Here is a 14,117-nt window from a genome sequence, read left to right as displayed (position 1 = left end):
ATGACGGATCATCAGGCCCCGCTGTTGCACGAACGCGTCGCCCGCCAGGCGGCGGCGACCCCGGACGCCGAGGCGGTGGCGGCCGGCCGGGAACGGCTGACCTACCGGGAGCTGGAGGAGTCCGCCGAGGCGCTGGCCGCCCACCTGCGGCGGCTCGGCGCCGGGCCGGAGACACCCGTCGGCGTCTGCCTGGGCCGCACCCCCTGGCTGGTGGTCGCCGTGCTCGGGGTGCTCAAGGCCGGGGCGGCGTACGTGCCGCTGGACCCGGCGTTCCCCGCCGACCGCATGGAGTTCATGCTGCGGGACAGCGGCGCGCGGCTGGTCGTCACCGAGGACGCGTACCGCGGCCGGCTGGCGGGCGCCCCCGGCACGGTGGTGTCGCTGGACCGCGACTGGTCCCGTATCGCCGCCGAGGACCCGGCCCCCGCGGCGGGCCCCGAGGCCGGGAACCTCGCCTACGTCCTCTACACCTCGGGCTCCACGGGCCGCCCCAAGGGCGTGGCCGTCGAACACCGCAGCGCGGCGGCCTTCCTGGACTGGGCGCTGACCGAGTTCACGCCCCGGGAGCTGCGGTACACCCTGGCGTCCACCTCGCTCTGCTTCGACCTGTCGGTCTTCGAGCTGTTCACCCCGCTCGCCTGCGGCGGCACGGTCGTCCTGGCGGAGACGGTCTTCCACCTGCCGGTGGCCGCCGCCCGGCGTCCCGTCACCCTCGTCAACTCCGTCCCCAGCCTCCTCCTCGACCTGCTGGCCTCCGGACCGCTGCCCGCCTCGGTGCTGACGGTCAACCTGGCGGGGGAGGCGCTTCCGGCCACCCTGGCGCAGAAGTTGTACGGCACCGGGACCGTGGAGCGCGTGCACAACCTCTACGGCCCGACCGAGGACACCACGTACTCCACCTGGAGCCGGGTCCCCCGGGGCTGCGCCAAGCCGCTGATCGGCCGGCCGGTGACGGGGACGGCCGCGTACGTCCTGGACGCCACCGGCCGTCCGGTGCCGGACGGCGAGGCCGGGGAACTCTTCCTCGCCGGGGCCGGTCTGGCCCGCGGCTATCTGCACCGGCCGGGGCTCACGGCCGAACGGTTCCTCCCGGACCCGTTCTCCGGTGAGCCCGGGGCCCGGATGTACCGGACGGGCGACCTGGCCCGGCGGCTGCCCTCGGGCGAACTCGACTACCTGGGCCGGGCGGACCAGCAGGTGAAGGTGCGAGGGCTGCGGATCGAGCCGGGGGAGATCGAGGGCGTCCTGCTGGAGCGGCCCGAGATCCGCCGGGCCGCCGTCGTCGCCCGCGGCGGCGGCGCCGACACGGCCGGGCTCGTCGCGTACGTCGAGTGCGACGGCGCACCGGACCCCGCCATACTGCGGAAGCACCTGGGCGACCGGCTGCCGTCCTACATGGTCCCCTCCGTCTTCGTCCCGATGGCCTCCCTGCCGCTCACCGTCACCGGGAAAATCGACGTCAACGCCCTCCCCGTGCCGCCCGGCTGACCCGCCGTCGGGCCCGGGAATTCCTGCGGAACGGAGGGCGGCCGAAATTCTCGGCCGCCCTCCGAATAACCGGAAATCGAGTGCTAAACTCGCCGCCACCATGCGCGGTAAGGTAACCCTTACTCGATGAGGCGGCGGTACGCCGGAAATGAATTCGGAAACGATTGTCAATGCACCGCCCATGGCCCGCCGGCCGCCGCAGCAACCCAAACGGAGAGGCTTTAGTGAGCGCCACGGATACCGCGGTGGGCCGGCAGGCCCGCATCGTGCTCATCATCACCGTCGTCGCCTCGGCGCTATTGGTCATCGATATCACTATCGTTTCCGTGGCGCTGCCCTCGATCCAGTCGGACCTCGGCGGTTCACTGGCCGCGCTGCAGTGGATCATCATCGGCTACACGGTCACGTTCGGCGCCTTCCAGCAGGCGGCCGGCTCGCTGTCCGACCGGCTGGGCCGCCGGGCGATGTTCATGAGCGGCATCGCCCTGTTCACCCTCTCGTCCCTCGCCTGCGGCGTCGCCCCCAACGCGCTGACGCTCGACCTGGCCCGCGGGGTGCAGGGCGTCGGCGCCGCCTTCGTCCTCGCCAACGCGATGCCGCTGATCGCCCAGGTCTACGAGGGCCAGGCCCGCAACATGGCGATCGCCGTCTGGGGCACCACCCTCGGCGCCTGCGGCGCGGTCGCGCCGGTCATCGGCGGCCTGCTGGTCGACCTCACCCAGTGGCGCTACCTGTTCCTGATCAACGTGCCCATCGGCGCGATAGCCCTCTTCCTCTGCCGCACCCGGCTGCCCGCCGACCCGCCCCGCACCTCCCTGTCCGGCATCGACTGGACCGGCGCGGGACTGCTCGTCCTCACTCTCGGCGTCATCAACTTCGGCCTGACCCGCGGCGAGGACCAGGGCTGGGGGAGCGCCGCGACCCTCGCCCAGCTCGGGGTGGGCGTGGTGCTGCTCGCCGGATTCCTGGTGCTGGAACGGCGGGTGCAGGCGCCCACGCTGGACCTGTCGCTGTTCAGGGTGCCCACCTTCGTCGCGGCCACCCTGATCGCCTTCTTCTCCCGCTTCGCCACGGTCGGCGGTTCGGTGTACTACATCCTGTACTTCCAGAGCGCCCGGGGGCTCAGCCCGCTGCAGAACGGCCTGCTGATGATGGCCATCTTCGCCCCGCAGCTCGGCATGGGCCTGGTGGCCGGCAAGCTCCAGGCCAAGTACTCGCCGTCGCACATCATCGCCGCGGGCTTCGGCATCCTCGCGATCGGCGGCCTCGCCATGGCCTGGTCCTTCGACCGCGACACCGCCATCTGGGCCGCCCTGCCCGGCCTGCTCCTGTGGGGCGTGGGCGGCGGACTGGCCGGCAGCCCGTCGATGTCCCTCGCCGTGAACGTGGTGCCCAAGCAGCGCGCCGGCATGGCGTCCGGAGCCATCAACAGCCTCTTCATGTTCGGCGCGGGCGCCGGCGCCGCGATCTTCGGCATCCTCTTCCGCGACCGCATCTCCGACCGCGCCGGCGGGGAACCGGTGCTCGCCGGCGCCGACCACGACGAGATCGTCTCCGCCGCCGCGCAGGGCGACATCTCCCGCGCCCTGGAGCACGTCCCCGACGCCGTGACCGGCCAGGTCCGCCGCACGCTGGAGACGGCCGTGTCCGACGGCGCGTCCAACGTGATGACCTGGGCCGCGATCATCTGCGTGGGCACCGCGGCCGTCGCGCTGACCCTCGTCCGCAAGAAGGACCTGCTCACCGGCGCCCCCGAACCGGAGAAGACCCCGGACAAGGCCGAGCCCGAACCGGCCTGAGCCCCCAGCCCGTTCCCCCGCACCAGGAGTCCCCGCATGCCTTCGTCCGGCCGCACCTCCCCGCTGCGCCTCCTGGTCCTGGGCGGCACCGGCTTCGTCTCCGGCGCCATCGCCCGCGAGGCCGTGGCCCGCGGCCACGACGTCACCTGCGTGGCGCGCGGCACCGGCGGTGAACCGCCCGCCGGGGCCCGCCTGCTGCGCGCGGACCGGGCCGCGCCCGGCGCCCTCGACGCCCTGCGCGGCACCCCGTTCGACGCCGCCGTCGAGACCGCGACCCTCGCCCTGCCCTGGGTGCGGGAGGCGCTGGCCGCGGTGACCGCCGCCCACTGGACGTTCGTCTCCTCCATCAGTGTGTACGCCGACACCCACACCCCCGGGCAGGACGCCCGCACCGCCCGGCTGCGGCCCGCCCTGCCCGGCGACACCGCCGCCTACGACCCGGCCCGCGACCCCGAGCCGTCCCAGGCGCGGTACGGCGGCGTCAAGCTGGCCTGCGAGGACGCCGTGCGGGAGGCGGCCGGCGAGCGGGCGTTCGTGGTCCGCCCCGGGCTGCTCACCGGCCCGGGGGACGACGTCGGCCCGTTCGGCTACTGGCCGCTGCGGATGGCGCGCGGCGGCCCCACGGCCGTACCGCCCGCCGTCGGGGAGGCCGGGCTTCCGCTGCCCGCGCAGCTGTTGGACGTCCGCGACCTGGCCGTGTGGATCCTCGACGCGGCGGAGGAGCGGACGGCCGGGACGTTCGACGCCGTCGGCCCGGCGGCCGCCCTGGCGGACCTGCTGGCGGAGGTCGCCGACGCCGTGGGCCGGGAACCCGAACTCGTCCCCGTCCCCGAGCCCGTCCTCGCCGAGGCCGGCGTGCGGCCGTGGACCGGGCCGCACTCGCTGCCGCTCTGGCCGCCGAGGGAGCTGTACGGTGCCCTCGCCCGGGCCGCGAGCCCGTCCGCCGACGCCGGGCTGCGCGCCCGGCCGGTCGCCGACACCGCCCGCGCGGTGCTGGCGGACCGGCTCGGCCGCGCCGCCGGCCGCCGGCCCCCGGCGGGCCTGACCCCGGTGGAGGAGGCGGCCCTGCTCCGCGGCATGGGGTGGTGACCCCGGCCTCCTGCTCATCCGGCCCCCTGCTCATCCGGCCCCCGCTGAATCCGGCCCCTGCTGAATTCGGCCCCTGCAACCCCGGTTGCAGGGGCCGAATGCCATCCTCGGTTGGCATACATCCGGCCATTGGCGTTGGTACGTTCGGGCGCGCTTTCGCCCCTCTTCCCTCAAACGCCCCTTCTCCCTCAGGAGACGCCGTGGCCCCGGCAGCCCAGCCCCTACCCGCCTCGACGGGCACCGCCCCGGCGGCACCCGTACCGGCCCGACCGCTCCCCGTGCGGCTCCCCACGCTCACCGGGCTGCGGTTCACCGCCGCCTTCGCGGTGTTCGCCGCGCACACCTACTTCACCTTCTGGTTCGACGGCGTCTGGGAGGGCAACTCGGCGGCCACCTTCGCGCTGATCCTCGCCCGCTCGGGCGTCGCCTTCTTCTTCCTGCTCAGCGGGTTCGTCCTGGCCTGGTCGGCGCGGCCGGGCGACCGGGCGGGCGCCTTCTGGCGGCGCCGCGCGGCGAAGATCTACCCGACGCACGTCGTCACCTGGCTCGCCGCCCTGCTGCTGATCGACTGGGCGGGCGGCCGGACCACCGCCCGCCAGGCGGTGCCCAACCTCTTCCTCGTCCAGTCCTGGTGGCCGGTCTTCGACGTCTACGACAGCGTCAACGGCGTGTCCTGGTCGCTGTCCTGCGAGGCGTTCTTCTACCTGGCGTTCCCGCTGCTCATCCCGCTCGTCCGGCGGATCCCCGCCGCCCGGCTGTGGGCCTGCGCCGGCGCCGCCGCCCTCGCGGTGATCCTGCTGCCCGCGCTGGTCACCGCGGTCACCTCGGCGCAGCCCTCGTTCTACGGACTGCCCACGACGCTCCACCGCTACTGGGCCGTCTACACCTTCCCGCCGGCCCGCCTGCTGGAGTTCGTCCTCGGCATGCTGCTCGCCCGGGCGCTGGCGGAGGCGGGCGGCACCCGTGTCCGGTTCCGGCACGCCCTGCCCGCCCTGGCGGCCGGGTACCCGCTGGCGATGTACGTGCCGTTCCTGTACGCGATCACGGCCGTCCTGGTGATCCCGATGGCGCTGCTGGTCCTCGCGGGCGCCGGCGCCGACGTCCGGGCGTCCCGTTCGCCGCTGCGCCACCCGACGGCGGTGTGGCTGGGCGACATCTCGTTCGCCTTCTACATGGTCCACATGCTCGTCCTCACCTACGGATACCGGCTGGTGGACGAGGACCGCACGGGCGGCGACGGCTTCCGGGCGCTCTGCGCCGCCGCCCTCCTCGCCGTCTCGGTGGCGGTGTCCTGGGCGGTGTACGCGGGGGTGGAGCGGCCGCTGACCCGGCTGCTGGGATCCGGGCGGCGGCCCGTCCCGCGGGCGCCGTCCGGGAAATGAGGAACCGCCCCCTACGGGGGCGGGGGCGGTTCCTGTCCATGGGTGGGCCGGTGGGCCCGGTGCGCTCAGCCGGCCTCCGGCGCGCGCCGGTGCACCGTGCCGTGCGGGTCCTCGCAGTGCCGCCCGCCCGCCTCGCCGGAGCCGACGCCCACCAACTCGCCGGGGGCCTCACAGACCTCCAGCGTCGCGTGGGTGATGCCGTACCCCGCGCGGAGGTCCGCTTGGACGGCGGTCCGCACCGTGTGGCAGTCGCCGCCCGGCTCGACCAGGACGTGTGCCGAGAGCGCCACCTCGCCCGAGGTGATCTCCCAGATGTGCAGGTCGTGGACTTCCACCACACCGTTCTGACGGGCCATCCGGGCGCCCACCTCGTCCGGCTCCATACCGGGGGGCGCGGCCTCCAGGAAGATCCGCCCGGAGGCACGGACCAGCGAGATCCCGGACCGCAGCATCAGGGCCACGACGACCAGGGTGGCGATGGAGTCGGCGCGGGTGAAGCCGGTCAGCATGACCACGGCGCCGGCCACCGCCGTGGCGATGAAGCCGTACAGGTCGGTGATGATGTGCTGGAAGGCGCCCTCCACGTTGAGCGAGGAGCGGTTGGCCTTGGACATGCACCACGCGGCGGCGATGTTCACCACCACCCCCGACACGGCCGTGGCCAGCACCATCCCGCCGCCGACCTCCGGCGGGTCGATCAGCCGCTCCACGCTCTCGTACGCCAGCCAGGCGGACAGCAGGAGCAGTGTCAGCCCGTTGCCCTGGGCCGAGAGGATCTCCGCCCGCTTCAGCCCGTAGGTGTAACCGCCCTTGGCCGGGCGGGCCGCCAGCCGCATCGCGACCAGCGCCAGCACGATCGAACCGGCGTCCGACAGCATGTGCGCGGCATCGGAAATCAGGGCCAGGGAATGGGCCAGGAAAGCGACGACGACTTCCACCGCCATATAGGCGAGGATCAGCCCGAGCGCGATGCTCAGCCAGCGGCGGTCCGCGTCGGCGGCCACCCCGTGGCTGTGCCCGCCGTGGCCGTGGCCGTGGTGATGCCCGTGGCCGTGTCCATGGCCATGTCCGTGATCGTGGTCGTGGCCGTCGTGGGAATCGTGGCGGTGTCCCTCCCCGTCCGCCTTCGTGTCCCCGGCGTGCCGGTGCGCCTGCTGCATGAAACCCCCTCGTTCCGGGCTGGGCAGGGAAAGTGAAGCGCATTGTTTCCGCGATTTCAAAGGCTGCAATGGAGACGGTTATCAAAAGCGTGCCCCGGTGCGGTAATTTCCCGATTTCCTTCGCCGGTATTCCGGCGTGGACGGTCCCGTCGGTGGCCGGAAAACGCCGGAGGAGCGCGGAGAACACCAGGAAGCGCCGCCGGGACGGCGGTATCCGGACAGATCACGGCTCCCGGGCCGAGGGGGTGGCGCAAGCGAGTCGTCAAACGAACTGCAAGCGGAGCCGTCGACTCTGTGCGCGTGACGCCCGAGAACACCTCCCCAGGACGTTGGCCGGCACCGGACGCGCCCGCCGCCACCGCGGCTCCCGCACCCCGGTTCTCCCTGCTGGGCCCGGTCCGCGCGTGGTCCGGGACGGCCGAGATCGACCTCGGCTCCCCGCAGCAACGCGCCCTGCTCGCGATCCTCCTGTTACGCCGGGACCAGCCCGTCCCGTGCGAGCACGCCGTCCGCGCGCTGTGGGGCGACACCGCCCCGCGGTCGGCCGACACCACCGTCCGCACCTACGTATACCGGCTGCGCCGCCTGCTCGGCGACCTCGCCGGCGGCGCCCCGGAGATCCGGAAGCAGGGCGGCGGTTATCTGCTCACCGCCGGCGGCGCGACGCTCGACACCGAACTCTTCCGGGACCTCCTGGCGCGGGGGCGCGAGGCCCGGGACCGGTCGGACCGCGGCGCCGCCCTCGGATACCTCCGGGACGCCCTCGCGCTGTGGCGCGGCACCCCCTTCGGGGAAGCGGACACCCCCTACTTCACCGCCGAACGGGAGCGCTGGGAGCAGCTGCGGTCCGCGGCCACCGAGGAACTGGCCGCCGTCCAGATCGGACTCGGCCGGTACGCCGAGGCCGTGGCCATGCTCGAAACGGCCCTCGCCGGGCGGCCGTTGTGGGAAAAGCTGTGGGAGCTGCGGATCCGGGCGCTCGCCGGTCTGGGCCGCCGGGCCGACGCCCTCGCGGCGTACCAGGACGCCCGCCGCCTCCTGCACACCGAACTCGGCCTGGAACCCGGCCCCGGCCTGCGCGAGCTGCACCGCGGCATCCTCGCCCTGGAACCACCGGCCCCGGCCGCACCCGCCGTGCCGCCGGCGGACCACGTCGGGGAACCTCCCCGCCCGCCCGCGGACTTCGTGGGCCGGACCGCCGAACTGGCCGCCCTCGCCGAGCGGCTGACGTCTCCTGACGGCATGGTTGTCATGTCTCTGACCGGTCCCGCCGGGACCGGCAAGACCGCCCTGGCCCTCCGCGCGGCCCACGACCTGCGGTCCCACTTCCCCGACGGCCGGCTCTACGCGCGCCTCGGCGCGCCCGACGGCACCCCGAGGCCGCCGGAGGACGTCCTGGCGGAGCTGCTGACCGCCCTCGGCGTCCCGGCCGCCGGACTCCACGCCCCGGCCGCGGAACGCGCCGCTCTGTGGCGGCGGACGACGGACGGCAGGCGGCTGCTGCTCGTCCTGGACGACGTGGTGCCCGGCGCCCGGCCGGACCCGCTGCTCCCGGTGTCACCCGGCTGCGCGGTCCTGCTGGTCGGCCGCCGACCGCTCGACGGCGTGCCGGCGACCGCCCTGGACGGCCTCACCCTGGCGGACGCGCTCCAGCTGCTGGGCGCGGTCGTGGGCCACGAACGGCTGCGGCACGAGGCCGAGCCGTCCGCCCGGCTGGTCTCCACCTGCGAGTACCGGCCGGGTCCGCTGCGGGCCGCGGCGGCCCGGCTGCTGGCCGACCCGCGCCGCAGTGTCCGCGAGGTCGAGCGGGAACTGCGCACCGGCGCGGGCACCGGGCCCGTGGAGCTGCGCCTCGGCCGGCCGCCGGCGCGCGGCGGACACCCGCCCCACGGCGTGTGCCCGCGCGCCGTAGCCGCCGGAGCTCACGCGGCGGACGCCCGCCGGGACAGCGACGCCGGCCGCATGTCCGTCCAGTGGCGCTCGACGTAGTCGACGCACTCGCCGTGGGGGGCCGGGCCGTGCGCCACGGCCCACCCGGCGGGCACCTCGGCGAAGTCCGGCCAGAGGGAGTGCTGGTTCTCGTCGTTGACGAGGACGCGGTACGTCCCGCTCTCGTCCTCGAACGGGTTGCTCATCGGTGACCTCCTGGTCGTCGTGGAGAGGGTGCGGAAGCTCAGCCGCGTGCCGTCCGCCCGTAGTCCTGCCTCCCCTTGCGCAGAGCCCCCACCAGGCCCGCGTGGAAGCGGAGGTAGGACTTCTCCTGGATCGGGTGCGGAACGGGCATGGACCGGTGCAGCCGGTGCAGGTTGAGCGAGGAGACCGCCGGGTAATGGTGGTGCTCCGCATGGTAGTTGGCGTTCCACATGAAGTAGCGGACGAAGCCGTTGGACCGGACCGTCCGGGTGTTGCGCGACACCTCCGGCACGCCCCACAGCCCGTAGTGCTCGGGCAGGCTGAGGAAGACGCTCGCGGGCAGCGAGAGCGCCAGCGGCACCCAGTAGGCGATCAGCAGCGCGAACGGGAAGAGGACCGTGAGGACGGCCATCGCCACGAGCCAGGCGAAGATCGCCCAGTTGTCCCGCTTCGCGTCGCGCCGGCGGTCGTCCGTCCGGACGCTCGCCGGGAAGTCGCCGCGCCAGGTCTTCACGATCCGGCGCGGGAAGCCCGGCCAGAACGGCAGCCCGGACAGGTTGTAGAGGTAGGCGCGCAGCGTCGCGTAGTGCTCCGCGGGCTCGCTGTCGCCCTCCACCCCGGTGTAGCGGTGGTGGACGAGGTGCTGGTGGCGGTAGATGGTGTAGTTGAGGAGGATCGGCGTGGACCAGGCCGCGCCCGCGATCCGGTTGGCCCTCCTGGATCCCAGGTGGGTGCCGTGCACGCAGTCGTGCGCGGCGTTGATGAAGCCGGCGAGGACGAAGCCGAGGAACGCGGAGCCCAGCAGGCCCCACCAGCCGACGCCCGGCCGGAGCGCCACGGTCGCCGTCGCGGCGTAGACGACGGCGAGCACCGCCGTGCGCGCGGCGACCCGCCGCCGGTCCGACCGGGCCAGGCTCATCAGCAGGGCCTTGTCGAGTCCCTGGCGGTACGGGCGGTCGCCGGTCTCCTGCCGTACGCCCTGTGCGTCGCTCACGGCCGTGCCTCCCCGACCGCGACGCGGACCGCCGCCTCGACGGCGCGCGCCCGCTCCCGCGTGGGGGCGAGGACCAGGCACTCCAACGGCCGCTCCCCGGACGGGTCGTAGCCCAGGACGACCGCTCCCTCCCCGGTCCCCGGCGAGAACGCGAGCCCGTGCCGGCGCAGCGTGTCCAGCGCGGCCGGCAGCGGCAGCGCGGGGACGTCCCGCAGTCCGGACAGCACGTGCGTGTCCAGGTAGGCCGGTCCCAGCAGCCGTTCTCCGGCGGCGTGCAGGGCGAGGCTGCCGCCCCACCGGGCGTTGGCCTCGTTGAAGAGGACCTCGCCGGTGTCGGTGACGATGCCGTCGACGTTGATGTGCCCGCGGTAGCCGATCGCCGCCGCGAGCGCGACCATCCGGGCCGACGCGGTCAGCGCCCGGGCACCGGCGCCCGCCGGCAGCTCGGCGGGCAACTCCAGGCCCACCCAGACGAGTTCCGGCGCCGTCGGGTCGGTGTCGGGGCGCCGGCGGATCGTCCCGCTGTCGAGGAACGTGACGTCCCCGGCCGGGCCGATCAGGTACTCGGCGTAGAAGCTGTGCGTGGACCGGTGGTACGACTCGACGGCCAGGACGGGGTTCCGGGGGTCCGTCAGTTCCGCCCACAGGGCGTCAGCGGCGGCCTCGGGCGCGTCGGCGGCGAGGGTCGCGCGGGTGCCGGGGAGGGGCCCGGTCTCCTTGAGGGTGAGGGCCACGTTCCCCTGGCCGCCCAGGTCGTCGTCCCGCTTCACCACCACCGTGCCGGTGCGCGGCAGGTACCGCTCGACGGCGGCGGCCAGGGCGGCGGGCCCGGTGACGACGGTGCCGTCCGGCACCGGGACGTCCGCGCCCACGGCGAGCTGCCGGAAGTGCGACTTGCGGTTGAGCAGCACCGGGCCGCGCTGGGCCGCGAACCGCAGCCCGGCCTCGGCCGGCAGGCCGCAGAGGCCCGCGAAGGCGGCGACGCCCTCGGTGTGGTGGGCGGGCAGCAGCTCCCAGGCGTCGTGACCGGCGAGCAGCGCGCGGACCTCGCGGATCAGCGCGGGCGCGGTCAGGGCCTCGTCCGCCAGGTTCTCCCCGGCGGACACGAAGCGTATCGCCGTCCGGTCCACGCCGGTCTCGCCGCAGACGTAGCGGACGAAGTCCTCGTCCGGCACGAACGGGCTCACCACGACGTCGCCCTCGCGGAGCAGCCACAGCTGGCGGTGGACGGCGCGCGGGGCCGCGGTCCCGACGTTGAGCAGCACGATCCTCGGCACGGCCGGTCCTCCTGAGTGTCGGGTGGTCATCCGGTCACCGCACCACGCCGTACGCCTGGCCGCCGCGCGGGCTGGCGGCGGCGAGCACGCCGCCGTCGCCGTCGGGGCCGGTGGCGCAGACCTTGCCCAGGCTCAGCGCGGGCGCGGTCCTGATCTCGTGCCCCCGGCGCCCGAGTTCGGCGAGGGTCGCCTCCGGGAACCCGCCCTCCTCGACGACCACGCCGAGCGGGCGCGCCTGGCGGGGGTGGAACGACGTGGGCACGTGCTCGGTGTGGAAGGTGGCCGCCTCGACGGCCTCCTGCGGCGACATGCCGAAGTCCACGTGGTTGACGAAGAAGTTGAGCGTCCACTGGTCCTGCTGGTCGCCCCCGGGCGTGCCGAAGGCGAGGTGCGGACGGCCGTCGTCGGTGCGGACGATGGTGGGGCTGAGCGTGGTGCGCGGCCGCTTGCCGGGCGCCAGTTGGTTGATGTGGCCCTCGGCGAGCCAGGCCATCTGCCCGCGCGTGCCGAGCGGGAAGCCCAGCCCCGGCACCACGGGCGAGCTCTTCAGCCAGCCGCCGCTCGGGGTGGCGACCACCATGTTGCCGTCCTTGTCGGTGGCGCTGACGCAGGTGGTGTCGCCCTTGCCGGCGGTCTTGCGGACGACGGTAGGGATGCCGTTGTGGAGTTCGGCCCGCCACTCGGGCTCGACCGGGCCGTCCGTGGCGTCGAGGACGGGCGGGATCCAGGGCTCGCGGCCGTCGGGGGAGCCGGGCCGGAGGACGGCCGACGCCTCGGGGCCGATGAGCGCCCGGCGGGCGTCGGCGTAGGCGGGGTCGAGGAGCGCGGCGAGGGGGACGTCCGCGTGCTCCGGGTCGCCGTACCACGCCTCGCGGTCGGCGAACGCCAGCTTGGCGGACTCGATGACGGTGTGGAGGTGGTCGGCGCTGCCGAAGCCCATCGCGCCCAGGTCGTAGCCGGCCAGCAGGGAGAGCTGCTGGAGGAAGACCGGGCCCTGGGACCAGGGGCCGGGCTTGTGTACCAGCATGCCCCGGTAGTCCAGGGTGGCGGCCCGCTCGACGCCCGGCCGCCAGCGGGCCAGGTCCGCGCCGGTGAGCAGGCCCTTGTGCGGGACGCCGGTGGAGTCGATCACCTCGGTGGTGGTGACGAACGCGTCGATCGCCTCGGCGACGAACCCCTCGTAGAACGCCTTGACGGCGCCGTCCGCCTGGGCCTCGCGGCCGGACCCGGCGGCCTCGGCCTCGGCGACGAGCCGGCGGTAGGTGCGGGCCAGGTCCGGGTTGCGCATCCGGGAGCCGGCCTTCGGAACCTTGCCGTCCTGGAGGTAGGCGGCCCCGGACGCGGTCCAGTGGTCGCGGAACAGCGGCGCCAGCGCCTCGATCATCAGGGCGGCGCGGGGCAGCAGCGGATAGCCGTGCTCGGCGTAGCCGATGGCCGGTTCGAGGACGTCGGCGACCCGCAGCCGGCCGTGGTCGCGCAGGACGCGCATCCACGCGCCGAAGGCGCCGGGGACGCAGGCCGCGACGAGGCCGGAGCCGGGGATGGCGTCCAGGCCGAGGGCGCGGACGGCGTCGACGGTGGCGGCCTCGGGCATCGGCCCCTGCCCGCAGACGACCGTCACCTCGCCGGTCGCGCCGTCGTGCACCATGATCGGTACGTCGCCGGCCGGGCCGTTGAGGTGGGGCTCGACGACCTGGATCACGAACGCGGCGGCCACCGCGGCGTCGAAGGCGTTGCCGCCGCGGTCGAACATCGCGTGCCCGGCGGCGGACGCCAGCCAGTGGGTGGAGGAGACGGCGCCCTGCGTGCCGTGGAGCTCGGGACGGAACAGCACAGGAGGAGAACCCTTTCGGGACGGGAGGGAAGGGAGGGCGGGGGCGGCCGGTCAGGCGGCGCGGCCGGGCAGCAGGACCTCGTTCGCGACGTCCTCCAGCACGGAGAAGTCGCCCTGGTACGGGAAGTCGGGGCGCGGCCAGTGCACGACGAGGTCGGTGATCCCGATGCCGCCGAGGAGGCCGCACGCGTCGCGGTACGTCTCGACGGACTCCAGCACGCCGTCGATCATCGCGCCGGTGACCACCAGCCGGCGGACGGCGGCCGGGTCGCGGCCGATCGCCTCGCACTCCTTGTCCAGCAGCGCCGACTGCTCGCGCAGCACGGGCAGCGCCTCGTCGTAGCGGACCGGCTCGCCGTGGCCGGGCCAGGCGATGGTGACCCAGATGTCGGCGTGGCAGGCGGCCAGCCGGATGCCCCGCGGTCCGGTGGCGGCCACGGCGAGGGGCGCGCGCGGGCGCTGGACGCAGCCGGGGTGCAGCCGGGCGCCGGTCGTGGTGAACCAGTCCCCCCGGTAGGTGGTCTCCGGCTCGCGGAGCAGCTGGTCGGTGAGGTCGACGAACTCGGCGAAGCGGTCCGCCCGTTCGCGCGGGTTGAGCCGACGCAGCCCGAGGGCCTCGTCGTCGAACCCGCCCGCCCCCGCGCCGACCCCGCAGATCGCCCGGCCGCCGGAGATGTCGTCCAGCGTCATGATCTCCTTGGCGAAGGCGACGGGGTGGCGGATGCCGGGGCTGGCCACCATGGTGCCGATGCCGATCCGGGACGTCGCCGTGGCGGCGGCCGTCAGCGTGGGCATGGTCGCGAACCACGGCTTCTCGCGGAACCAGCGCCACATCAGGTGGTCGTAGGTCCAGGCGTGGTCGAAGCCCAGCCGCTCCGCCGTCACCCAGCGGTCCCGGGCCTGCTGCCAGCGCTGCTCGGGCAGGATGATGATTCCGTGTCGCATCGTCTCAGCCATGTTC

General features: G+C 74.5%; 11 protein-coding genes. 5 read left to right on the top strand and 6 right to left on the bottom strand.

Translation table 11 applies throughout. The features are described from left to right. The 4 genes from J7W19_RS03395 (at window position 1) to J7W19_RS03380 (ending at window position 5,758) form a co-directional block, all read left to right on the top strand. Window positions 1-1,488 carry an amino acid adenylation domain-containing protein gene (locus J7W19_RS03395; RefSeq protein ID WP_233478062.1) on the top strand — a complete coding sequence of 496 codons (1,488 nt, stop codon included), beginning with the start codon at window positions 1-3 and terminating at the stop codon, window positions 1,486-1,488. 224 nt (window positions 1,489-1,712) lie between these two features. Continuing rightward, on the top strand, window positions 1,713-3,287 hold the full coding sequence (locus J7W19_RS03390; RefSeq protein WP_004940910.1) for an MFS transporter: 1,575 nt from the start codon (window positions 1,713-1,715) through the stop codon (window positions 3,285-3,287). Between the two features lie 36 nt (window positions 3,288-3,323). Next, window positions 3,324-4,376 carry an NAD-dependent epimerase/dehydratase family protein gene (locus J7W19_RS03385; RefSeq protein ID WP_004940914.1) on the top strand — a complete coding sequence of 351 codons (1,053 nt, stop codon included), beginning with the start codon at window positions 3,324-3,326 and terminating at the stop codon, window positions 4,374-4,376. A gap of 200 nt (window positions 4,377-4,576) precedes the next feature. Next, complete coding sequence (locus J7W19_RS03380) at window positions 4,577-5,758, top strand: acyltransferase family protein (protein WP_233478061.1); 1,182 nt, start codon at window positions 4,577-4,579, stop codon at window positions 5,756-5,758. Between the two features lie 65 nt (window positions 5,759-5,823). Here the strand turns inward: J7W19_RS03380 and J7W19_RS03375 are convergent, their stop codons facing one another. Further along, window positions 5,824-6,918, bottom strand: a complete 1,095-nt coding sequence (locus J7W19_RS03375; protein WP_051072510.1) for a cation diffusion facilitator family transporter — start codon at window positions 6,916-6,918, stop codon at window positions 5,824-5,826. Window positions 6,919-7,218: 300 nt separating this feature from the next. On the opposite strand from J7W19_RS03375, the gene J7W19_RS03370 reads away from it, so the two are divergent. Next, the gene (locus tag J7W19_RS03370; protein WP_004940925.1) at window positions 7,219-8,907 is read left to right on the top strand and encodes an AfsR/SARP family transcriptional regulator; all 1,689 of its coding nucleotides are present in this window, start codon (window positions 7,219-7,221) and stop codon (window positions 8,905-8,907) included. On the opposite strand, the gene J7W19_RS03365 is transcribed toward J7W19_RS03370, so the two are convergent. Genes J7W19_RS03365 through J7W19_RS03345 form a run of 5 tightly spaced genes read right to left on the bottom strand, consistent with a single transcriptional unit; the run spans window position 8,841 to window position 14,113 of the window. Then, window positions 8,841-9,053, bottom strand: coding sequence for an MbtH family protein (locus J7W19_RS03365; RefSeq protein ID WP_004940927.1), 213 nt, complete (start codon window positions 9,051-9,053; stop codon window positions 8,841-8,843). The genes J7W19_RS03370 and J7W19_RS03365 overlap by 67 nt on opposite strands. A 38-nt stretch (window positions 9,054-9,091) precedes the next feature. Next, a complete protein-coding gene (locus tag J7W19_RS03360; protein WP_004940930.1) occupies window positions 9,092-10,045 on the bottom strand; it encodes a fatty acid desaturase family protein in 954 nt (317 codons plus the stop codon). Further along, a complete protein-coding gene (locus tag J7W19_RS03355) occupies window positions 10,042-11,322 on the bottom strand; it encodes a preATP grasp domain-containing protein (RefSeq protein ID WP_004940932.1) in 1,281 nt (426 codons plus the stop codon). Before J7W19_RS03355 ends, J7W19_RS03360 begins: the two co-directional genes overlap by 4 nt. A gap of 34 nt (window positions 11,323-11,356) precedes the next feature. Beyond that, a complete protein-coding gene (locus J7W19_RS03350) occupies window positions 11,357-13,156 on the bottom strand; it encodes a gamma-glutamyltransferase family protein (protein ID WP_004940935.1) in 1,800 nt (599 codons plus the stop codon). A 51-nt stretch (window positions 13,157-13,207) separates the two neighbouring features. Further along, the gene (locus J7W19_RS03345) at window positions 13,208-14,113 is read right to left on the bottom strand and encodes an LLM class flavin-dependent oxidoreductase (protein ID WP_004940940.1); all 906 of its coding nucleotides are present in this window, start codon (window positions 14,111-14,113) and stop codon (window positions 13,208-13,210) included. Between the last annotated feature and the right edge of the window lie 4 nt (window positions 14,114-14,117).

This window comes from Streptomyces mobaraensis NBRC 13819 = DSM 40847 (assembly GCF_017916255.1).
GTDB lineage: Bacteria > Actinomycetota > Actinomycetes > Streptomycetales > Streptomycetaceae > Streptomyces > Streptomyces mobaraensis.
The sequence above is the reverse complement of the archived record's forward strand: the minus strand, read 5'-3'. Positions and strand labels throughout refer to the sequence as shown.